18 protein-coding genes and 1 pseudogene are annotated in these 20,161 nt (G+C 71.7%); 6 read left to right on the top strand and 13 right to left on the bottom strand.

Features of this window, described 5'->3' with window-relative positions; genetic code table 11:
• Positions 1-1,091 precede the first annotated feature (1,091 nt).
• The 5 genes from ACGF3A_RS20555 to ACGF3A_RS20535 form a co-directional block, all read right to left on the bottom strand.
• Positions 1,092-2,117 (bottom strand): DMT family transporter, encoded by a 1,026-nt coding sequence (locus ACGF3A_RS20555; RefSeq protein WP_393731640.1) that lies wholly within the window; start codon positions 2,115-2,117, stop codon positions 1,092-1,094.
• A 134-nt stretch (positions 2,118-2,251) separates the two neighbouring features.
• Entirely contained in the window at positions 2,252-2,527 is a 276-nt protein-coding gene (locus ACGF3A_RS20550; protein WP_344531342.1) for a hypothetical protein, read from the bottom strand.
• Between the two features lie 148 nt (positions 2,528-2,675).
• Positions 2,676-4,169 carry an FAD-dependent oxidoreductase gene (locus ACGF3A_RS20545; protein WP_393731907.1) on the bottom strand — a complete coding sequence of 498 codons (1,494 nt, stop codon included), beginning with the start codon at positions 4,167-4,169 and terminating at the stop codon, positions 2,676-2,678.
• 416 nt (positions 4,170-4,585) lie between these two features.
• The gene (locus ACGF3A_RS20540) at positions 4,586-5,476 is read right to left on the bottom strand and encodes a TIGR01777 family oxidoreductase (protein WP_393731639.1); all 891 of its coding nucleotides are present in this window, start codon (positions 5,474-5,476) and stop codon (positions 4,586-4,588) included.
• Positions 5,477-5,504: 28 nt separating this feature from the next.
• The gene (locus ACGF3A_RS20535; protein WP_393731638.1) at positions 5,505-6,470 is read right to left on the bottom strand and encodes an SMP-30/gluconolactonase/LRE family protein; all 966 of its coding nucleotides are present in this window, start codon (positions 6,468-6,470) and stop codon (positions 5,505-5,507) included.
• Positions 6,471-6,585: 115 nt separating this feature from the next.
• On the opposite strand from ACGF3A_RS20535, the gene ACGF3A_RS20530 reads away from it, so the two are divergent.
• Positions 6,586-7,032 carry a MarR family winged helix-turn-helix transcriptional regulator gene (locus ACGF3A_RS20530; RefSeq protein WP_393731637.1) on the top strand — a complete coding sequence of 149 codons (447 nt, stop codon included), beginning with the start codon at positions 6,586-6,588 and terminating at the stop codon, positions 7,030-7,032.
• A 4-nt stretch (positions 7,033-7,036) separates the two neighbouring features.
• Here the strand turns inward: ACGF3A_RS20530 and ACGF3A_RS20525 are convergent, their stop codons facing one another.
• A complete protein-coding gene (locus ACGF3A_RS20525) occupies positions 7,037-7,561 on the bottom strand; it encodes a DUF4240 domain-containing protein (RefSeq protein WP_393731906.1) in 525 nt (174 codons plus the stop codon).
• A 152-nt stretch (positions 7,562-7,713) separates the two neighbouring features.
• Here ACGF3A_RS20525 and ACGF3A_RS20520 point away from each other — a divergent pair, with 152 nt between their 5' ends.
• Positions 7,714-8,652, top strand: a complete 939-nt coding sequence (locus ACGF3A_RS20520) for an SDR family oxidoreductase (protein WP_393731636.1) — start codon at positions 7,714-7,716, stop codon at positions 8,650-8,652.
• A gap of 49 nt (positions 8,653-8,701) precedes the next feature.
• Here the strand turns inward: ACGF3A_RS20520 and ACGF3A_RS20515 are convergent, their stop codons facing one another.
• Complete coding sequence (locus tag ACGF3A_RS20515) at positions 8,702-8,815, bottom strand: hypothetical protein (RefSeq protein WP_393731905.1); 114 nt, start codon at positions 8,813-8,815, stop codon at positions 8,702-8,704.
• A gap of 208 nt (positions 8,816-9,023) precedes the next feature.
• Positions 9,024-9,671 (bottom strand): annotated as a pseudogene (locus tag ACGF3A_RS20510) (helix-turn-helix transcriptional regulator); the annotation flags it as partial.
• 130 nt (positions 9,672-9,801) lie between these two features.
• Between ACGF3A_RS20510 and ACGF3A_RS20505 the strand changes: the two are divergent.
• Positions 9,802-11,364, top strand: a complete 1,563-nt coding sequence (locus ACGF3A_RS20505; RefSeq protein WP_393731635.1) for a sodium-dependent transporter — start codon at positions 9,802-9,804, stop codon at positions 11,362-11,364.
• Positions 11,364-11,465, top strand: a complete 102-nt coding sequence (locus ACGF3A_RS20500) for a methionine/alanine import family NSS transporter small subunit (protein ID WP_393731634.1) — start codon at positions 11,364-11,366, stop codon at positions 11,463-11,465. Before ACGF3A_RS20505 ends, ACGF3A_RS20500 begins: the two co-directional genes overlap by 1 nt.
• A gap of 29 nt (positions 11,466-11,494) precedes the next feature.
• Here ACGF3A_RS20500 and ACGF3A_RS20495 read toward each other — a convergent pair whose 3' ends face one another.
• Complete coding sequence (locus tag ACGF3A_RS20495; RefSeq protein ID WP_393731633.1) at positions 11,495-12,289, bottom strand: hypothetical protein; 795 nt, start codon at positions 12,287-12,289, stop codon at positions 11,495-11,497.
• A 73-nt stretch (positions 12,290-12,362) separates the two neighbouring features.
• On the opposite strand from ACGF3A_RS20495, the gene ACGF3A_RS20490 reads away from it, so the two are divergent.
• Together ACGF3A_RS20490 and ACGF3A_RS20485 are read left to right on the top strand one after the other, a co-directional pair.
• On the top strand, positions 12,363-13,535 hold the full coding sequence (locus ACGF3A_RS20490; RefSeq protein WP_393731632.1) for a S8/S53 family peptidase: 1,173 nt from the start codon (positions 12,363-12,365) through the stop codon (positions 13,533-13,535).
• Positions 13,532-13,996, top strand: coding sequence for a hypothetical protein (locus ACGF3A_RS20485; protein WP_393731631.1), 465 nt, complete (start codon positions 13,532-13,534; stop codon positions 13,994-13,996). The genes ACGF3A_RS20490 and ACGF3A_RS20485 overlap by 4 nt, the downstream gene beginning before the upstream one ends.
• A gap of 30 nt (positions 13,997-14,026) precedes the next feature.
• On the opposite strand, the gene aceE is transcribed toward ACGF3A_RS20485, so the two are convergent.
• From aceE to ACGF3A_RS20465, 4 genes are all read right to left on the bottom strand, one after another.
• Positions 14,027-16,729 (bottom strand): pyruvate dehydrogenase (acetyl-transferring), homodimeric type, encoded by a 2,703-nt coding sequence (gene aceE, locus ACGF3A_RS20480; protein ID WP_393731630.1) that lies wholly within the window; start codon positions 16,727-16,729, stop codon positions 14,027-14,029.
• 276 nt (positions 16,730-17,005) lie between these two features.
• Positions 17,006-17,635 (bottom strand): GntR family transcriptional regulator, encoded by a 630-nt coding sequence (locus ACGF3A_RS20475; protein ID WP_344531332.1) that lies wholly within the window; start codon positions 17,633-17,635, stop codon positions 17,006-17,008.
• Positions 17,636-17,739: 104 nt separating this feature from the next.
• Entirely contained in the window at positions 17,740-19,137 is a 1,398-nt protein-coding gene (locus ACGF3A_RS20470) for a copper amine oxidase (RefSeq protein ID WP_393731629.1), read from the bottom strand.
• A 17-nt stretch (positions 19,138-19,154) separates the two neighbouring features.
• Positions 19,155-20,018: a Tat pathway signal sequence domain protein gene (locus ACGF3A_RS20465; RefSeq protein ID WP_393731628.1), complete on the bottom strand. Its 864-nt coding sequence runs from the start codon at positions 20,016-20,018 to the stop codon at positions 19,155-19,157.
• Positions 20,019-20,161: the final 143 nt, after the last annotated feature.

The raw sequence follows: 20,161 nt of genomic DNA, 5'->3' as shown, positions 1-20,161 counted from the left end.
GCGACGCCGAGCCGGAGTGCCGGATGAGAGTGCATCTTCTGGCTGCCGCGAGCTTGCGCTATGCGACGGAGGTCGAGCCGGAGGTCCGGGAACTGGTGGAGGAGCGGGCACGGGTGCTGATGCCGCCGCGTTCCCACGAGGAAGCCGTCGCCTTGGCTGAGCTGGGGCCGGGAATTCTGGATCTGCTTCCGGGGCCCGAGCGCCTGAAGAGCGATGAGGTGGGCGCCATCATCATGACCGCGACCGCCCTCGGCGGTGACCACGCCTGTGCTTTTCTTCGCCGCTTCACGCAGGGCCTGCCCCCTGACCGGATTCCCTACGAATTGGCGCACAGCTGGACAGGGTTCAACGCCGACACCTATGCCCGGGAGGTCCTCTTGCCCTTTTGGGACCGGGGGTCTTTCATCCTGGAGATCCAGGATAACGAGCAGCGGGGCGCCCTGCGAATCCTGAAGCCTGTCAGCAACATCACCTATTGGGGTGCCTTTACGGGCGATGAGATCGTCGAGCATCTGTCTCCCGAGCACACCCGCAAGCTGCGGATCTACTCCGGGCAGCTGCTCACGGACCTGAAATTCGTCCGCGAACTCACCGCTCTGCATGAGCTGGCCGTCTCCGAGGGAGAGCAGCTCGCACACATCGAAGACCTCGCGGGACTCCCGCTGCCCAGTCTGAGCCTCATGCAACTGCCCAATGAGTTCTCCTTCGACGCGCTGGATTCCTTGCCCGGGCTCACCGACCTTGCGCTGTACACGTGCTTGCCCTGGGAGAGCATGGCGGAGTTGCCTGCACCGGAGGGGCTTACCTCATTGGCCCTCGGCGGTTGGATCGGCACACGGCTGGCCGGTGTCTCCCGTTTCCGGCAACTGGAGAGATTGGTGATCAACTCGTTGCCCGATGAGGCGGAATGGCAAGAGATCTCTTCACTGCCCACACTCGGTGAACTCTGCCTCGGCAGTTGCGATTTTGAGCGTGCCGTCCCTGTTCCTGGCGTCACCTATCTACAACTCGCCCTCGGCGCGCCCCCGCAGTTGGACCGGGTCCCCGATCTCTTCCCGCGCCTCGAAGCCCTCTTCATCAACTGCCCGGAATCAGTCGACATCAGCCCGCTGAGCCGTATCGAGGGGCTTCAGGTGACCGTCAGCCGTGCGCCCGAGGTCATCGGCCTCGACGCCTTCCCCGAGGGTGCCGTCACCCTCCACCCCCGCCCCCGGACCGCGGGCGGCTGAGGCTCGCCCCCGAAGCCGGGACACGGCCACTCCCACCAGGCACAGCGCGCCGCCCGCCAGGGTCAGGGGTGCGGGGACCTCGCCGAGGGCGAGCCAGGACATGAGGACGACCAGGGCGGGGACGACGTACGTGGTGGCGCCCATGCGGCCCGCTGTCGTGCGGGACAGGGCGAAGGCCCAGGTGCTGAAGGCGAGGGCGGTGGGGAAGACGCCGAGGTAGACCATGTTGAGGGTGCTGGAGAGCGGGGCCTCGCCGATCTGGGAGACGAGCTGGCCGCTGAACGGCAGGCAGGCCACCGCGCCGATGAGGCAGCCGAACGCCGTGGCCTGGAGCGGCGAGGCGTACGCCAGTGCGGGCTTCTGGCTGAGGACGCCGACGGCGTACGTCACGGCGGCCACCAGGCACAGCAGGACGCCGGGCAGAGAGGCACCCTCGCCGCCCGAGGTCGAGAGGCCGACCACGACCGCGCCGAGGAACGAGACGCCCATCCCGGCGAGCAGCTTCGGCGGGAAGCCCTCCTTGAGGAGCCAGCCGCCGAAGACGGCCATGAGGATGGGGCCGACGTTGACGACCATGGAGGCGGTGCCCGCGTCGACCATGCGCTCGCCCCAGTTCAGCGCGACCATGTAGCCGCCGAACCACAGGACGCCGGAGATCGCGATGCCGCGCCAGGCGCCGCGCGGCGGCAGGCCCTCGCGGCGGATCAGCAGCGCGGCACACAGCACGAGGGCGCCCGACAGGAGTCTGCCGAGCGCCAGCGCGCCGGGGCCGTAGTGCTCCCCGGCGCTGCGGATGGAGACGAAGGCGGAGGCCCACAGCACGACGGTGACGCCCGCCGCGAGGAGGGCCGGGCCGTCTCCGCGCTTGCCCTCTGTCGACGACGTCATGCTGGTCCCTCCGTGCCCACCGTGCCGGTGCCGAGCTGGCCGGACAGGACCGTAACCCCTCCATGGGGCTGGTGCTAGCGGATTTACGACGGCGGCCTCAGTCCGCACACCTGCGGACCGAGGCCGACGGGACGTTACGGGAGCAGCGCGCGGACGAGGCGGCAAGTCGTCAGGGACGGCGGGTGCACGCCGATGCGGGCCGCCGTCGCACGGATGGCGCGGTTGTGCGCCTGCTCCGGGGTGTAGATCCCCGTGTCGAGCAGGGCTATGGCGATGCGCATGGCCTTGAGCTGGCGGTTATGAGTCTCGTACCACTCCCGGGGGCGGCCCGCGGGGAGCGGCTTCTTCGGCAGGACCGGCAGGGTCGACATCTTGGGCAGCGGGCGCTGAAGCGTGCTCACAGCGGTCATCGACAGCCTCCTCCAGAGCGTCGGTGATCCTCTCACGAACTACTTCGATAATACCCGCCACCACTGACAAAACCCGCTGGTCATCGGGGAGTTCGGGAAGTCTGTTCGATTCTGGGAGCCCTGTGGTGGACGGGGTTCCGGCGGCCGTTCAGGCCGCCGCGCCGACCGGGGTGTCGCCCACGAGCGGGGGGCGACCGAAGTCCCGCAGGATCTCCTCCGCCGCGCGCTCGGAGGAGGTGAGCGCGCCGTGCGCCGTACTCGTGTCGCGGTGGTCCCCGCAGACGTAGAGCCCGGCGAGCATCCGTACGGGACGCTGCGGGTCGTGCGGTGCGGGCATCGCGGGGACGGCGTGCGGATCGTGGTACGCGGCGAGCAGGTCCCAGCCCTCGGTCCGGAGGCCGTAGAGCGCGCCGAGCTGCGGCCGGGCGGCCTCGTCCAGCAGCCGCGCGGGCTCGGCCGTCGCCGGGCCCAGCACGACCGACGTCACCAGCGTGTGCCCCGGCATCGCGCGCGAGGGGTCGACGGCCGAGGTCACCCAGGTGTGGCTGAGCGGCCCGCGCGCCGCGCCGTCCGCGTCCACCACGAACGACGGGCCGTGCGGCAGCGGCCCGTCCGCCGCGTGGTGCAGCACGGTCACGGGGTGGAAGTCCGGCACGCGCAGCCCCGGCAGCAGCTCGGCGGCCGAGCGGGCGCCCGTCGCGACGAGCACCGCGCGGCACGGGAACGTCCCGCGCTCCTCCGTCGTAACCGCGTGCGTGCTGACCTGGACGGCGCGGGCCTGCGTCCGTACAGCGCCCGGCGGCAGCGCGGCCGCCAACAGCTCCGGCACCGCCGACTGGCCCCCGGCGGGCAGGCAGAGCCCGCCGCGCGCGAAGCCGTGCAGCGTCAGGTCGGCGACGCGGCTGGAGGTGACGAGCTGGGGGTCGGAGAGCAGCGCCGTCAGCAGCGGCTGGATCAGCGAGTCGACGGTACGGGCGGGGAGGCCGCGCGCCGACAGGGCCTTGGCGGCGGGGAGTTCGGGCCGTGCCAGCAGGCCCTCGGGGGACTGCTCGGCGAGCCGGGTGAGCGCGGTGCGCAGCCGTGCCAGGTCGAGGGCGTCGGACATGTCGGCCCGGCTGCGCGCCCCCGTCAGCGCGCGCGCCGCCGTGAGTGCGCCCCGTGTGCCCCTCGTGCGCCGGTCGGCGCGGATGCGGCTCGCCGCGCGCCCCGCCCTGCCCGTGCGGGGTGGACGTCCCGTACGCGTACGGGCGGAGGGTCCCTGGTCCTGCGGTCCGTACCGCCGGACATCGCCGACCCGCAGCGTACGGCCGTCCGCGTGCAGCAGGGCGCCGGGCGCGAACGGGCGCAGCGCGAGGGGGCGCAGCGCGGGGAGTTGCTCGAACTCCTCCGCGTCGGGGCCGAGGCTGAGCAGGCCCGGCGCGCGGTCCAGCCGGAAGCCGTCCACGCGCTCCGTCGCCATCCTGCCGCCGATACGGTCGGTGGCCTCCAGCACCGTGACGCTCAGCCCGGCCCTGGTCAGCCGGTGGGCCGCCGCGAGGCCCGCGAGTCCGGCGCCCACGATCACGACATCGACGGTCTCGGCGACCTCACCGCCCCCCGCGCCTTCCGTACGGCCGGTGCCTGCGCGTGCGCTGCTGATCAGCACGGTGCCTCCCCGTCGTCGACGCGCGGTGCGGGTGCCTTGCGAGAGCCTTGCCGGTGCCTTGGCGGTGCCTCGGGCCTTGCCGATGCGTTCCTGATGCCCCAACCGGAGCGAGACATACCCTCGTTGACGACGACTCTACGCAGTGGCGTGATGGCCGACAGTCGTCATGGCCCGCGCATCGGCGCACGCGCCGACGCCGCCGTACCGAGCCGTGCCGGCATCCGCTTCGCCGGGCTGCGCACGGGGTGCCCCGCCCGGTGCGTCGCAGTCCGCCGGCGCGTCGTGGCCGGTCGCGCAGTTCCCCGCGCCCCTTAGGCCCCAGGGGCGCGGGGAACTGCGCGGCCAGCCAGCCACGCAGCCGCGGACTGCGACGTACGGCAAGGGGCAGCCCCTGTTCAGCAACGGCGGCGAAGCTAGCGCAAGGCTGCGCTGATCGCGTCGTCGATCGTGGGGAACGCGAACGTGAAGTTGGCGTCCAGCAAACGGCGAGGCAGCACCCGTTGACTGCCCAGGACATCGGTCGCGAAGTCGCCGAGCGCGACCTTCAGCAGGGGTGACGGCGCCGTGAAGACCGTAGGGCGGTGGAGGACGCGGCCCATTGCCGCGGTCGCCTCGCGGTTGGTGACCGGCTCCGGGCCCGTCAGGTTGACCGGCCCGGACAGTTCGCTCTCCTCCAGGAGGAAGCGGAGCGCGGCGATGTGGTCGTGGAGCGCGATGGCGCTCCAGTACTGGCGTCCGTTCCCCATCCGCCCCCCGAGGCCGAGCTTGAAGAGGGGGAAGAGGCGGCCCCACGCGCCGCCCTTGCGGGAGACGACGAGTCCCGTACGGCCGAACACCGTACGGATGCCCGCCTCCTGCGCCGGGGCCGCCGCGGCCTCCCACTCCTGGCAGACGTCCGCGAGGAAGCCGGTGCCGGGCGGGGCCGACTCGTCGACGGCGTTGTCGCCCGTGTCGCCGTAGTAGCCGACGGCCGTGCCGACGAGGAATGTGCGCGGCGGTTCGTCCAGCCCGGCGAGGGCCTTCGCGAGGCCGGTCGTGCCGAGGACGCGGCTGTCGCGGATCTCCCGCTTGTAGCTCTCCGTCCAGCGGCGGTCGCCGACGCCCGCGCCCGCCAGGTGGACCACGGCCTCGCAGCCCGCGAGGCCAGCCGTGTCCACGTACTGGCGTTTGGGGGCCCATTCGACCTCGTCCGCCGCCGCGGCGGGACGCCGTACGAGCCGTACGACCTCGTGTCCCTCGGCGCGCAGGGAGCGGGTGAGCGCGGAGCCGATGAGTCCGGTCGAGCCGGTGACTGCGATACGCATGGCCCCATCCTGCCCCGAACCCCTGGTGTCACAGGCCCTTGACGGCGGCGACGGAGAAGGGAGTCTCGGGGGTGCCGGGTCCCATCGGGCCTCCCTTGTCGAACTGCGAGCGTACGACCAGGAGTTCGCCCCGCTCCCGGACCAGCGTCGTCGGGAGCGCGAGGCGCCGGTCGGTGATCCGGCGCTCCTGGCGCGCCGTTCGGCCGTCGTCGCCGAGGTGCCAGCGGCTGAGCGCGTGGGCGCGGTTGTGGACGGCCCACAGCGTGCGGCCCCGCAGCTCCAGCCCGTCGCCCTGGCGCAGGTCGCCGCCGCGCAGGGTGACGGGGCGGGCCGTGTCCGAGGCGGCGTCCAGTCGGAAGAGCGCGCCGCTCTCCATGTCTACGGTCAGGAGGTATCGCCCCGAGGGGGCGGCGGCTATGCCGTTGAGCGCGGTGGCCTCGCCCCCGAGGTCGTACCGGGGCGTGAGCGTGCCGCGTCCGCCGTGGGTCCGGGCGTGGGCCAGTTGGGCGGGTGTGACGCGGTAGACGACCGCGCGCGTGCTGTCGGTGAGGTAGGCGGTGCCGTCGGGGGTGAGCGCCACGTCGTTCACGAACGTGGCGCGGTCCGGCTCGGGGACGTCGAAGCGGGCGAGCAGGCGGCGGGTGCGCGTGTCGTAGACGGCGACGCCGGTGGTGCTGTCGGTGACCCAGAGCCGCCCCGCGCGGTCGACCTTGAGGCCGTTGGCGGTGTGCCGCCCGTCGGCGCCCGCGGGCAGGAAGCGCTCGGCGACGCGGTGGCCCGGCGCCATGCGGTAGACGGTGCCGTCCTGCCACGACGCGGCGTAGACGTCGTCCGAGCGCGGGTCGGCGGCGATGCCCTCGGGGTAGACGCGGTCGCCCGGGAGCTCGTAGGCGGTGGTGACCGTGGGGGTCGTGGCGCTCGCGGGAGTGGCCGTGGTGAGCGCCGCGACGGCGGCGGTCGCGGCGGCGAGGGTGCGGAGCACGGCAGGGACCATGGGATTCGTTCTCTTTTCCTTGAGTGTTCCTTAACGGAGATGTGGGTCATGACGCTAGTTAGAGTTCTAATACTCGTCAAGGTGCTTCTCTCGATGTGGTCGATACGATGCGCGCATGACCTCGATGCCCGTACCGGAACGCCTGGGCTCCCACATCAAGGGCGCGGCCACGGCCCTGAACGCCACCAAGCACGCCGTGCTCAAGCCCGCCGGGCTCTCCGTGCCGCAGTACGCCGCGCTGCTCCAGCTCGCCGAGCACCCCGGGATGCCCGCGGCGGCGCTCGCCAGGGCCTGTCAGGTCACGCCGCCGACGATGAACACGCTGCTGAAGAACCTCCAGGAGCGCGGCCTCATCGAGCGCACCCCGCACGAGTGGCACCGGAACGTCCTGGAGACGCGGCTCACCGAGAGCGGCAGGAAGGCGCTGGCCGACGCCGACGAGCGGGCCGTACGCGTCGAGCGGGGGCTGTCGGCGGAGTTCACGGAGGAGGAGCGCGCGACGCTGGTCGAGCTGCTCGGGCGCTGCGCCCGCTATCTGGACGAGGCCAGGCCCCGGTCCTGAGGCGTCACCGCCGGGTGCCGAAGCGCTGCCAGAGCTTGGGCAGCCGCTCCGCCAGGGCCTCGCTGTCCTCCATGTCCAGCGGTACGCCCTCCGGGTCCGCCGGGGCCTCGGGGAGGCCGAGGTCGGGGAGGACGGTGCCGGTGAGCTGCTCGTACGCCTCGTCGGCGGCGTAGCCGAGGTCCTCGGCGTCGCCGTCCAGCTCCTCGTCGAAGGCGGGCAGCAGGTCGGCGAGCGCGTCCGCGTCGTGCGCGGCGCCCTCGAAGATCTCCCGGCCCTGGCCGATCAGCCAGCAGCGGAACGCGTCGAACGCGTCGTCGCTCGCGCCGTCGAGCAGGATCCAGGAGGCGGCCCACAGGTCCCACTGGTACGCGCGGTGGTAGCGGGCCTCGAAGTGCCGGGCGAAGAACGTCACGGCGTCCGGATCGAGCTGGGTCAGCCGCTCCACGAGCAGGTCCGTCTGCTCCTCGGGGTCGCCCTCGGCGGCCTCGCGGGTGGAATCGATCAGCTCCCAGAACTCCATCTCGTCCATCACGCCCTCAGCATCGGGCCTGTGGCCCTGCCACGCACGCGGAGTGCGCCAGATGCGGCTGTGTCGTTATCCGGCAATCCCGACAGAGGTTGTCGCGATTCGCTGACACCGTCACGGGTGAAGCCGGTGGAACGACAGGAGAGGACCCACACATGGCCGTAGAAGAACCGCGCACAGGCTCGCTGGCGGGCAGGATCGCGCTGGTCGCGGGGGCGACCCGGGCCTCGGGGCGCGCGATGGCGGTCGAGCTGGGACGGGCCGGGGCCACGGTCTACGTCACGGGCCGCACCACGCGGGACAGCGTGAGCGAGATCGGCCGGACGACCGAGACGATCGAGGAGACCGGCGAGCTGGTGACGGCGGCGGGCGGCACCGGGATCGCCGTACGCACCGACCATCTCGAACCGGAGCAGGTCGAGGCGCTGGTCACGCGCATCGAGAAGGAGCAGGGGCGCCTGGACATCCTGGTGAACAACGCCTGGGGCGGCGACCAGTTCGTCGAGTGGGACAAAAAGCTGTGGGAGCACGACCTGGAGAAGGGGCTGCGGGTCCTGCGCCTCGGCGTCGAGTCCCACCTGATCACCAGCCGGTACGCGCTGCCGCTGCTGATCCGGAACCGGGGCGGCCTCGTCGTCGAGGTGACGGACGGCACCGAGGAGTACAACGGCCCGAACTACCGTCAGCCCTTCTACTACGACCTCGCGAAGGCGGCGCCGCTCCGGATGGCCCGTAACCTCGCGCAGGAACTGGAGGAGCACGGCGCGACCGCCGTCTGCCTCACCCCGGGCTGGCTGCGCTCGGAGGCGATGCTCGACACGCATTTCGAGGTGGACGAGGAGCGCTGGCGCGACGGCTGCGCCAAGGACCCGCACTTCGCGATCTCGGAGTCACCCGCCTTCGTCGGGCGGGCGCTGGCCGCGCTGGCGGGCGACCCGGACGTCGCGCGCTGGAACGGCCGTTCGCTCTCCAGCGGCGGCCTGGCCCAGGAGTACGGCTTCACGGACGTGGACGGCTCGGCGCCGGACTGCTGGCGGTACCTCATCGAGGTCGTGCACGAGGGCAAGCCGGCGGATGTGACGGGCTACCGGTAGGCCCGAACCGGCAGGTCCGGCCCGGGTAGGCCAGGTCCGGGCGGCACGGCTACTCGTACAGCGCGGCCGTACGGCGGGCGGCGTCGGCGAACAGCTCGCGCAGCGACGCGGGTGCGAGCACCTCGCACTCGGGGCCGAGCTGGAAGAGCTGGCTGAAGGCCACATCGTCGTTCTCCACCCGGAGCGTCACCACGACCCGCCCGTCCTCGTCGGGCGGGGGGGGGCCCCCCCCCGCCCCCCCCCCCCCCCGCCGGGGCGGGGGGGGGGGCCCCCGCGCCCCCCCCCCCGCCCGACGTACGGTCCGTGACGTGCGGCAGCCGTCGTACGGCCGTCTCCGTCAGGCGCAGCGTGGCCTCGGCCCGCAGGATCCCCTGGGCGAACTCCGCCGAGCTCTCCGCCCAGAACTCCGCGAGGCCGAACTCCGGGTCGCGCGCGTACCGTTCGGCACCGGGGGTCACCTCGGTGAACCGGTCCACGCGGTACACCCGCCACGAGCCGTCCGCGCGCGCGGCGAGATACCAGACGCCCGCCTTGAGCACGAGCCCGTACGGCTCCAGCTCGCGCTCGACCTCCCGCTCCCCGTCGCCGTCCTTGCGGCGGTAGCGCACGGCCACCCGGCGGTCCGACCAGACGGCGTCCGCGAGCGCTGGCAGCAGCGGCGGCGTCTTCGGCTCGTTCCACCACCCCGGCGCGTCCAGGTGGAAGCGCTGCGCCGTGCTGTCCTGCACGTCCCGCAGGGTGGGGTCCAGCGCCGCCGACACCTTCAGCCGGGCCGCCGACGCCACGTCGTCCAGCCCCATGTCGCGCAGCGCGCCGGGCACCCCGGAGAGGAACAGCGCCTCGGCCTCGCTCCTGCCCATCCCGGTGAGCCGGGTGCGGTAGCCGCCGACGAGCCGGTATCCGCCCGTACGCCCCCGGTCCGCGTAGACCGGGACGCCCGCCTCGGAGAGGGCCAGGACGTCGCGGGAGACGGTCCGTTCGGACACCTCCAGCTCCTCGGCCAGCTCGGCGGCGGTCATCTCACGGCGCGCCTGGAGGAGCAGCACCATCTTGATCAGGCGGGACGCTCGCATGATGGACATTCTGCCTGGTACGCGGGGGAGCGCTGTTAACGTTCCGTAAGTTTCAACGTTCGACAAGGATTGACTTATGGAACAGCAAAATCGTGAACAGTGGGGCTCCCGGGCCGGGTTCCTGCTCGCCGCGATCGGATCCGCCGTAGGACTCGGGAACATCTGGCGATTCCCGGCCGAAGCGTACCGAAACGGCGGCGGGGCCTTCCTGCTGCCCTATCTGATCGCGCTCCTGACAGCGGGACTCCCGCTGCTCATCCTCGAATACACCATCGGCCGCAAATACCGCAGATCACCACCCGCGGCGCTGCGCCAGATATCCCGGCCCGCCGAGGCCATCGGCTGGTGGCAGGTCGCGATCTGCTTCATCATCGCCTCGTACTACGCGGTGATCGTCGCCTGGGCCGTGCGCTACGCGGGCTTCTCCGTCGGCAAGGAGTGGGGCAAGGACCCCGAGTCCTTCTTCTCCGGCGACTTCCTGCACGCGGCGGCCGAGCCGGGCGGCCCCTCCGAGTTCGTCGCCGGCGTCTTCTGGCCGCTGCTCGGCGTCTGGGCCCTCGTGCTGGTCATCCTCGCGCTGGGCGTGCGGCGCGGCATCGAGACCGCGAACAAGATCTTCATCCCGCTGCTCGTCCTCTTCTTCGGCGCCCTCGTCGTCCGCGCCGTCACCCTGGACGGCGCCTCCAAGGGCCTCGACGCGCTCTTCTCGCCCGACTGGGGCGCGCTGACCGACGGCAGCGTCTGGATCGCCGCCTACGGGCAGATCTTCTTCTCGCTCTCCATCGGCTTCGGCATCATGGTCACCTACGCCTCCTACCTGGGGCGCAAGGCCGACCTCTCCGGCTCCGCGCTCGTCGCGGGCTTCGCCAACAGCTCGTTCGAGATCCTCGCGGGCATCGGCGTCTTCGCCACGCTCGGCTTCATGGCCCAGGCCAACGGCGTCGCCGTCAACGAGGTCGTCAGCGACGGTGTCGGCCTCGCCTTCATCGCCTTCCCGACCGTGATCTCCGAGATGCCGATGGGCGCGCTCTTCGGCGTCCTCTTCTTCGTCTCGCTGGCCATCGCGGGCATCACCTCGCTGGTCAGCATCGTGCAGGTCGTCGTCTCCGCGGTGCAGGACCGCACCGGCATGCGCCGCGTCCCCGCCGTCCTGACCGTCGGCGGCGCCATCGCCGTCGCCTCCCTCGCGGTCTTCCCGACCGATGCGGGCCTCTCGATCCTCGACGCCGTCGACCACTTCATCAACCAGTACGGCATCGCGCTGGCCGCGCTCGTCTTCCTCGTCGTCACGGCCTGGGTCCTGCGCCGCGTCGGCCCCCTCGGCGAACACGCCAACGCCACGTCGGCCGTCCGCATGGGCCTGTGGTGGCGCGTCTGCCTGGGCGTCGTCACGCCGCTCGTGCTCGGCTGGATGATGGTCGACAGCCTGCGCGCCGAGTTCGACGAGAACTACGGCGGCATGCCGACCGGCTTCCTCGCCTGGGCGGGCTGGGGCGTCGCGGGCGGCGCCCTCCTCATCGGCGCCCTCCTCGCGCTCGTCCCCTGGCGGAACGCGCCCGCGTCGGACACGGACGCGGACACGGACGCTGAGCCCGAATCGTCCCCTTCCCCCTCCCAGGAGAAAGAGGAGGCCCACTGATGTCGACTGGCGCCATCGTGATGATGACCGCGTCCATCGTGATCGTCTGGGGCGGCCTGATCGCCGCCGTCCTCAAGCTGCGGGGCCACAAGGAGGGCTGACGCCCTCGCTCCGCCCCTCGGGGCCGCCCTCACGCACCGCCCTGGCGAGGCAGGAACCAGACCAGGGCCATGAGCACGAGGGCGGCCCCGAGCGCGCCGAACGCGAGTCGGATGGCGGACACCAACTGCCGCGCGGCGCGCCGGGCGTAACCCTGCCGCTCCTCGTGGAAGGCGGTCAGATCCTCGGCATCCTTGAATTCCAGGACCCGGGGCAAGGGCTGTACGGCCCTCATTCCCAGCACCACGGCGCTCGCCGCCAGCGCCAGGCTGACGGCGAGCACCGCGGCGACACCCCACTTCGCGCCGGTCCCCAGCCCGGCCGTCGTCTGCCGGGACGCCGCGATCCCCGCCACGGACAGCAGCCCGCACAGCGCTGTGATGGCGCCCGTCCACTTCTCGGCCATCGCCTGGATCCGCGCGTTCTGCCCGGCCTGCGCGTCGTGCAGCGCCTCGGCGGCGGGCAGCAGGTCGAGGTTCGTCTCGATGCCGAGCGCGTACGTGCCGGTCCCCGGGTCCCGAGTGAGCCGCGCGAGCCAGTACCGGCCACATCCCGCGCGTACGCCCTCGGGGCGCTCGTGCAGCTTCCGGCAGTTGCAGAGGATCATGACCGGCAGCGACGGCACGGGCGCGTCGTCCCCGGCGGAGGGCGCTCCGCCGTGCACCACCTGTGCGGACGGCGCGATGCGGCATTCGTGCCCGCACGTAGGGCAGTTGCCTTTCAGCCGGGGGAGATCGTGCTCCCTCGGGGCGAGTTCCCACAGCGCGACCGCCTCATCGGTCGGCCGCACAAACTCACTGGCGTACACCACTGTCCCGTTGTCCATGGCCCGCTCCCTGGAAGGGTGACCTGGCGAGTGACCGGGACTACGATTCTGGCCCCGCGAGGGGGTGGGGACAATGACACGTTCCGCGACCCGAACGACAACGGTGACCCCGCATACGGTCGTTCCCGTACCGCCGCGAAGGGGTGCCTACCCGGAACAGGGCGCGGATCCGCCGGTCATCTTCTCGACGTTGGTCGGCCCGTTGGATTCCCTGGAGACGGTGATCGCCCGTTGGGCCGACCTCATGGGCAGCGGCAGCCTGCGTCATGTCCTGCCGCCTCGCATCCACCCGGTTCCGCCGGAGACCCCGGCGGACGCCCGCATACTGCGCGTCGCGGAGGTCAGGCATCCGCCGGACGCCGGTCCCGCTCTCGTCGCCCGGCTCCGCCGCGTACTGCCGGGCGCCGGGATCACCGACGTCGTCGTCGAGCGCGGCTACTACTTGCGGCCCGTGGCACAGGGAGGCACCGGCACGGAGAGCCGGTGGCAGGTCGAGTGGAGGCCGGATCGGCTGGACATGGCGCTGCGCTCTCCCCGGATCGCCGTACCGCCCGACGCGCTGGGCGCCGCGTTCGTCGGGTCCTGGCCCAGGCCCCGTCGGATCGCCGTCATCGACACGGGAGATCAGGACGCCACCACGCAGTACCGATTCGGCAGCCGGACGTGCGAGGCGGAGGCACCGGTCGACCACAACGGGCACGGCACCTCGGTGGCGAGCCTCGTGCGGAGAGCGGCACCCGAGTCCGACCTCACCTGCCTCCGGGTCTTCGAGCGCGACGAGGACCAGTGCAGGTCGGCCACGCTGCTGTGCGCCCTGGGCTGGGCGACCGGCATGATCGACCGATTCCATGTCGTCGGCGTCCCGCTCAAGGCCACCGTGGACCCCTGCGAGGGCGGTACGGCGACCGGGGCGATGCACCAGGTGCTCGACCACAACTCCGAGCACGGGCAGCGCGTCCCGGTCGTCGTATGCGCTGCGGGGAACGACGGCGAGAGCGTGCCCATGAGCTATCCGGCCACGCTGCCGGGCGTTCTCGTCGCCGTCGGCCTCGACTGGTCCGGCGAGGAGGCGGACTACAACTGCGCGTCACCGTCGTGCAGTTCCGGACAGCCGCACTCCGTCGGTGCGTACGGGGGCGTCGCTGGGGACCCGCTCGGAACCCGCTGGCTCTCCGACGGCCGGGCCAAGGAGATCCGGGGCACCTCCTACGCCACGGCACTCGTCTGCGGTGCGCTCGCGCGTTGACGGCGGACCGGGGAAAGCCGAACGAGGACGACCGGCTGACGCCAGAGGAGCAGAAGCATGACGAGGTGCGCCGCCTCCGGCGATCACGCGCAACGTTGCTGCACATGGCACAGGCGATCCCGTCAGACGTTCATAACGACGAAGTCCAACTACGGCACCGGAAAACCGTGGCCGAGGCCGTCGCCAAACTGGAGGAGATTTTCGAGGACGCCGACCATGAGCACGAGATCCTGGTGGCTCTCCAGCAGGTGAACGTCTCTACGACGTACGCGCTGTGGAAGCTCGATCTCATGACGATCAAGGGGGCCATCGACGAGCGGCTCTGGGAACGGGACGCCGACCCGGACAACCGTCGTTCGTGCTCCGCGCGCTCCACGGACCCGCGCCAGCGGGTCACCCTCTCCGTCGAGGAACCGGAGACGCCCAAACGCCGATCGGCCCCCCACCCCGAGGAGGGGTGAGGGGCCGATCGGGGCCAGAAGCGGGGAGGCTCAGGCCAGGCCGTAGGATTCGGCGGCGCGCCGCACGGCATCCGGCTTGACGTCGCCGCGGCGGGCGAGCTGGGCCAGCGCGGCGACCACGATGGACTCGGCGTCGACGCCGAAGTGGCGGCGGGCCTCGTCGCGGGTGTCGGAGAGGCCGAAGCCGTCCGTGCCGAGCGAGGTCCAGTCCTGCTCGACCCAGGGGCTGATCTGGTCCGGGACCGCGCGCATCCAGTCGGAGACGGCCAGGACGGGACCCGGCGCTCCGGAGAGGGCCCGCGTGACGTACGGCACGCGCTCCTCGCCGCGGAGGGCCGCCGCGTCGCAGTCCAGCGCCTCGCGCCGCAGCTCCGTCCAGGACGGCGCCGACCATACGTCGGCGGCCACGCCCCACTGCTCGGCCAGAATCTTCTGCGCCTCCAGGATCCAGTGGATCGCCGTGCCGGAGGCCAGGAGCTGGATGCGGGGGGCGTCCGCGCCAGCGGACTCCGCCTCGCGGAAGCGGTAGAGGCCCTTGAGGATGCCCTCCTCGATACCCTCGCCCTCCGGCATGGGGGGCTGGACCTTCGTCTCGTTGTAGACGGTCAGGTAGTAGAAGAGGTCTTCCTGCTGGTCCGCGTCCGGGCCGTACATCCGGCGCAGGCCGTCCTTGACGATGGCCCCGACCTCGTACGCGAACGCCGGGTCGTAGGAGACCGCCGCCGGGTTGGTGGAGGCCAGCAGGTGGGAGTGGCCGTCGGCGTGCTGGAGGCCCTCGCCCGTCATCGTCGTACGGCCCGCCGTGGCGCCGATGACGAAGCCGCGGCCGAGCTGGTCGGCGAGCGCCCAGAACTGGTCGGCGGTCCGCTGGAACCCGAACATCGAGTAGAAGATGTAGAACGGGATCATCGGCTCGCCGTGCGTCGCGTACGACGTCGCCGCCGCCGTGAAGTCGGCCAGCGAGCCCGCCTCGGTGATCCCCTCGTTGAGGATCTGACCGTCCTTGGCCTCCTTGTAATAGAGGAGCTGGTCGCGGTCCACCGGGTCGTACGTCTGGCCCAGCGGGGAGTAGATCCCGGCGGACGGGAAGAGCGACTCCATGCCGAAGGTGCGGGCCTCGTCCGGGACGATCGGGACCCAGCGCTTGCCGGTCTCCTTGTCCCGCATCAGGTCCTTGACCAGGCGGACGAACGCCATCGTGGTGGCGATCTCCTGCGAGCCCGAGCCCTTCTTCAGCGCCTCGAAGGGCTTCTCCGAGGGCGTCGGGAGGCCGACCGCGTGGACCTTGCGGGCCGGGGCCGGGCCGCCGAGGGCCGCGCGCCGCTCGTGGAGGTAGCGCACCTCGGGGGAGTCCTGGCCCGGGTGGGCGTACGGGACGACCTCGTCGTCGAGCTTGCTGTCCGGGATCGGCAGCTCCAGCAGGTCCCGCATGGCGCGGAACTCCTTGCCGGTGAGCTTCTTCATCTGGTGGTTCGCGTTCCGCGACTCGAAGCCCGGGCCGAGGGTCCAGCCCTTGACCGTCTGGGCCAGGATCACGGTCGGCGCGCCCTCGTGGGCGACGGCCGCGCGGTAGGCCGCGTAGACCTTGCGGGGCTCGTGACCGGCGCGGGAGGTCTGGAAGAGCTCGACGATCTTGTCGTCGGTCACCAGCCTGCCCAGTTCGGCGAGGGCCGGGGAGGCGCCGAAGAAGTGTTCGCGGATGTAGGCGGCGTCGCGCGTGGCGTACGTCTGGAACTGGGCGTCCGGCACCTCGCGCAGGCGGCGCACCAGCGCGCCCGTGGTGTCGAGCGCGAACAGCTCGTCCCAGGCGGAGCCCCACAGCGACTTGATCACGTTCCAGCCCGCGGCGCGGAACTGGGACTCCATCTCCTGCACGATCTTGAAGTTCGCGCGGACCGGGCCGTCGAGGCGCTGCAGGTTGCAGTTGATGACGAACGTGAGGTTGTCGAGCTGCTCGCGGCCCGCGAGGGCGAGCGCGGCGGTCGACTCGGGCTCGTCCATCTCGCCGTCGCCGAGGAAGGCCCAGACGTGCGAGTTCGCGGTGTCCTTGATGCCGCGGTGGTGCAGGTAGCGGTTGAACCGCGCCTGGTAGATCGCGGAGAGCGGACCGAGGCCCATGGACACGGTCGGGAACTCCCACAGCCAGGGGAGGCGCCGCGGGTGCGGGTACGAGGGGAGGCCCTCGACCGGGCCCGGCGCGGCCTCGCGGCGGAAGCGGTCGAGGTGGGCCTCGGTGAGGCGGCCTTCGAGGAAGGCGCGGGCGTAGATGCCGGGGGAGGCGTGGCCCTGGAGGTAGAGCTGGTCGCCGCTGCGGTCCTCGCCCTCCTTGCCGCGGAAGAAGTGCTGGAAGCCGGTCTCGTAGAGCCAGGCGACGGAGGCGTAGGTGGCTATGTGGCCGCCGAGGCCGTCACGGCTGCCGCGGGTGACCATGGCCGCCGCGTTCCACCGGTTCCAGGCGGTGATCCGGGACTCCAGCGCCTCGTCGCCCGGGAAGTCGGGCTCGGCGGAGGTCGGGATCGTGTTGACGTACTCCGACTCCAGCGGTCCGGAGACGGGCAGCCCGCTCCGTTCGGCGTGCTCCACCGTGCGGCGCAGCAGGTAGGCGGCACGCTCCTCGCCCGCATGGGCGGTCACGGCGTCCAGCGACTCCCGCCACTCGGCGGTCTCCTGGGGGTCGCGGTCCGGGAGCTGGTCCAGCTCACTGGGCTGCGGCGGGCGTACGGCATCGGGCATGGTGGCCACCTTCCGGACGGGCGGACAGTTGTGCGGTTGGGAGAAGGACTCCCGGGGGACGGGAGCGACCCTGACTGGGCAGGACAGGGGGACCCAACGAAGGGGACCTTACGCCTGTGATCGATGATCGATCAAAGCATCGGAGGGTAAAAAACGCCCGCAAGGCGAAATTGGCATTCCGTGCCCCGAAATCGGGCACTCGGTGTCAGGTTCTGGCCTACGGACGGAACGGTCCCGCGCGCTTACGGACGCGGTCAGGGCGCGGTCAGGGCGCGGTCAGGGGCGCGGCGCGGGCGCGCAGCCCAGCACGTGCTGCTTGACCAGCATCCCGATCCCCGGGTCACCCCGCTCCAGCGCCGCCAGCACGGCCTCGTGCTCCTCCGCGTACGACTGCTGCACCGTCCCCAGCCAGCGGATCGACAGCGCGGTCCACACCTCGATGCCCAGGCTCTCCCAGGTGTGCAGCAGCACGCTGTTCCCGGCCGCGCGCACCAGCTCCCGGTGGAAGGCGACCGTGTGCCGCACCTGCGCCTCGCCGTTCCCCTGCCGGTCCGCCTCGTACAGCGCGTCGACGTGCGGGCGCAGCGCCGAGACGTCGCCCGCCAGGCGCGGCGCGGCCAGCTCGGCGGCGATCTGCTCCAGACCGGCCCGCACCGGGTAGATCTCCTCCAGGTCGGCCCGGGACAGCTCGCGCACCCGCACGCCCTTGTTCGGCGCCGACTCGATCAGCCGCAGCGTCTCCAGCTCGCGCAGCGCCTCGCGCACCGGCGTCTGGCTGACCTCCAGCTCGCTCGCGATCCGCCGCTCCACGATCCGCTCCCCGGGCTTCCACCGCCCGCTCACGATGCCCTCCACGATGTGCTCGCGGATCTGCTCGCGCAGGGAATGGACGACGGCTGGAATCATGGGCACTCCTCGCTGCGGAAACGGTGCCCTAGACGATACGACCCACCCCGGCACCCGGTGCCACCCCGGGCGCCGGGGATTCCGGCGTCGTCCCGCTCACACCCCTACTCGTCCGGGTACTGCGGCTTGCCGTTGTAGCGCGGCTTCTGGAGGCGTTCCGGGGTCAGCGGGCTCATCGCCGTGACGTCGCGCGGGGCGACGGAGAAGCCCTGCCAGTGGACCGGCATCGGGGTCTGGTCCTCGTCGCGGGCGATGTGGTGGAAGCCCACGTTCACCCAGGTGATCGGGTGCCCCAGCTGCTCACCGTTGAGGAACTTGCCCAGGTGCGCGGGGCGGCCCTGGCCGAAGTCGTTGTTGCCGCTCGCGTACTGCTCGTTCTTCTTGTACTGCGTGAAGTACACGTCGTACTTGGTGAACGGGCGTCCCGCGTACTTGCGCGGGTTGTGGTGGACCAGCTCCCAGGAGCGGGCGTGGCCGTCCGCGTTCTTGCCCTTCTTGCTGACCACCCGCCACCAGCGCGCCGTCTTCGGGTTGGTGTCGCCGCCCTTCTCCTTGGCGACCTTGGTGCGCGAGGTGTCGTAGGTGGGGATGCCGTCCTTGGAGCCCGTGTGCTTGGTGTCGTACTGCTCGACGCGGCCCGGGGCGCCGTCCGGGGCGAAGTTCAGCCGCCAGAAGATGTTGTGGTGGTGGCTGACCGCGCGGTCCTTCGCGCCGCCCTTGCCCACCGGCCAGCCCTTGCTGTCGGAGGCGTCGAAGTCATCGGGCGAGAGGTTGCCGGTGGCGCCCGCCTTGGGCGTGATGGTGCCGTCGTCGGAGAAGTTCCACTGGTTGATGTAGTGGTAGTAGCCCGCCGAGTTGACGGTGTAGAGGACGAGGTCCTGGCCCTGCTCGGCGTCCTTCTTGTTGGCCGTCTCGCCGACGTCGCCGCTGTTGCCGTGGTACGCGAAGCCGCGCTCGGCCGTGGTGACGCACAGCCCGTTGACCATCTTATGGCGCGGCTCGTCCGACTCGTCGTCGATGCGCGGGATCTTCTTCAGCGTGCCGCCCGGGCAGTCCTTGCCGCGCAGCGGCTCCGGGTAGTCCCCGAGCGTCATCTCGGTCAGGTCCTCGTACTCCGCCACCGCGTTGTCGTACGCCACGTGGATCTGCGCGAGCTTCGCGCTCTTGAGGACGGTGATCGGCTTGGCCTCGCCCTTGGGCTGGAAGGAGACGTCCTCCAGGACGAGCCCGGCCGTGCTGGTCGTGTGCCAGCACATCCGCCACACGCCGCCGCCGCGCATCGTCTGCTGGATGGCGTTGGACGTACGGCAGTCGGGGTTCGGGGCGCCCGGGGCCGCAGCGGCCGGGGCCGCGGGGACCGCCGCCAGCGCGGGAACGGTCAGCACCGCGGCGGCCGAGGCGGCGAGGGTGGCCGTCCGGCGAGGGGCCTTTCCGGGGGCCCCGCCAGAGGTCCCTCCCGACGTCCTTCCAGCAGCCCTTCCGGGCGTCATTCTGGTGCGCATGGGTGGTGGCTCCCCCTTCAGTCGGTGCCGATCCGGTGCACGGACCGGTCGCTGAGGTTGATGACGAAGTTCTTGGTGTCGATCCACGGGCCGCCCTTGACCCGGGTGAACAGCCGCACGCAGCGCTCCTGTCCGCAGGAGGCGAGCGGCCCCGAGGGGTCGTCGTGCGGCCGGTAGGTCAGGCCCCGCACGGCGAGCTGCGTGTCACGGGTCAGCTCCTCGCCCCGGGCGCGCTGATAGTCCGCGCGCAGCCCCTCCCCGAGCTTGTCCTTGATCAGCAGCGCCGCCGCGGCGCGCGCCTCCGTCAGGGACGGCGGCGGCTGGGTGTTCTTCGAGGTCTCGGACGCGGTCACCTTGCCGCTGGCGAGATCGACCGTCTTGTGGACGGCGGTGTCGTCCTTGTAGTCGTAGAAGTAGACCTCCGCCGTACGCCCGCCGTCTCCCTCGTCCGTCAGATCGGTCGTCAGATGCTGTGGCGGGCCCTGCTCGCCCCGCACGTTCTCGCTCGTCGCGCGGAGCGAGGTGTCCCCGGCGAGCGCCGCCTTCGTGGCCTTCTCCCGCTCACTCTCCGTCAGCGGCTCGCGCCCCTGCCCCGGTTCGTCCTGATCGGGCGCGGCCTCGGCGCGTGCGGGCTCCTGGGACGAGGCGTTCGTCCCGCCCCGGCCCGCGCCCGCACCCCCGCCGCCGTCGGCGTCGTCGCCCGAGGCGCTGAGGGGGACGGTGACGGCGATCAGTCCCGCCGTGGCCGCGACGGCCACCACCGTCCCCCACAGCATGCGGCGCACCGCCGAGCGCTGGTCGGACGCCCGCGTGCGCGCCGCCTCTTCCCCCGGCCCTTCCCCGGGTTCCCCCGTGGTCTTCGAGTCCCCCTCGTCAGGCATGTGGTCAGCCCCCTGCATGTGCTCCTCCGCACGGCTCCCCGCCGTGCGCTTCGCACCGATTCCAGCCGTCTTCCGGTTGTTCGGCACCCCCTGACCAGCACTCCGAACAATTCCCGTACGGTGGCGGCAGACCGGGGGAACAA

Source organism: Streptomyces sp. NPDC048172, assembly GCF_043202595.1.
Classification (GTDB): Bacteria; Actinomycetota; Actinomycetes; order Streptomycetales; family Streptomycetaceae; genus Streptomyces.
Note: the sequence above shows the minus strand (reverse complement) of the source record. Positions and strands in the feature narration are given on the sequence as shown.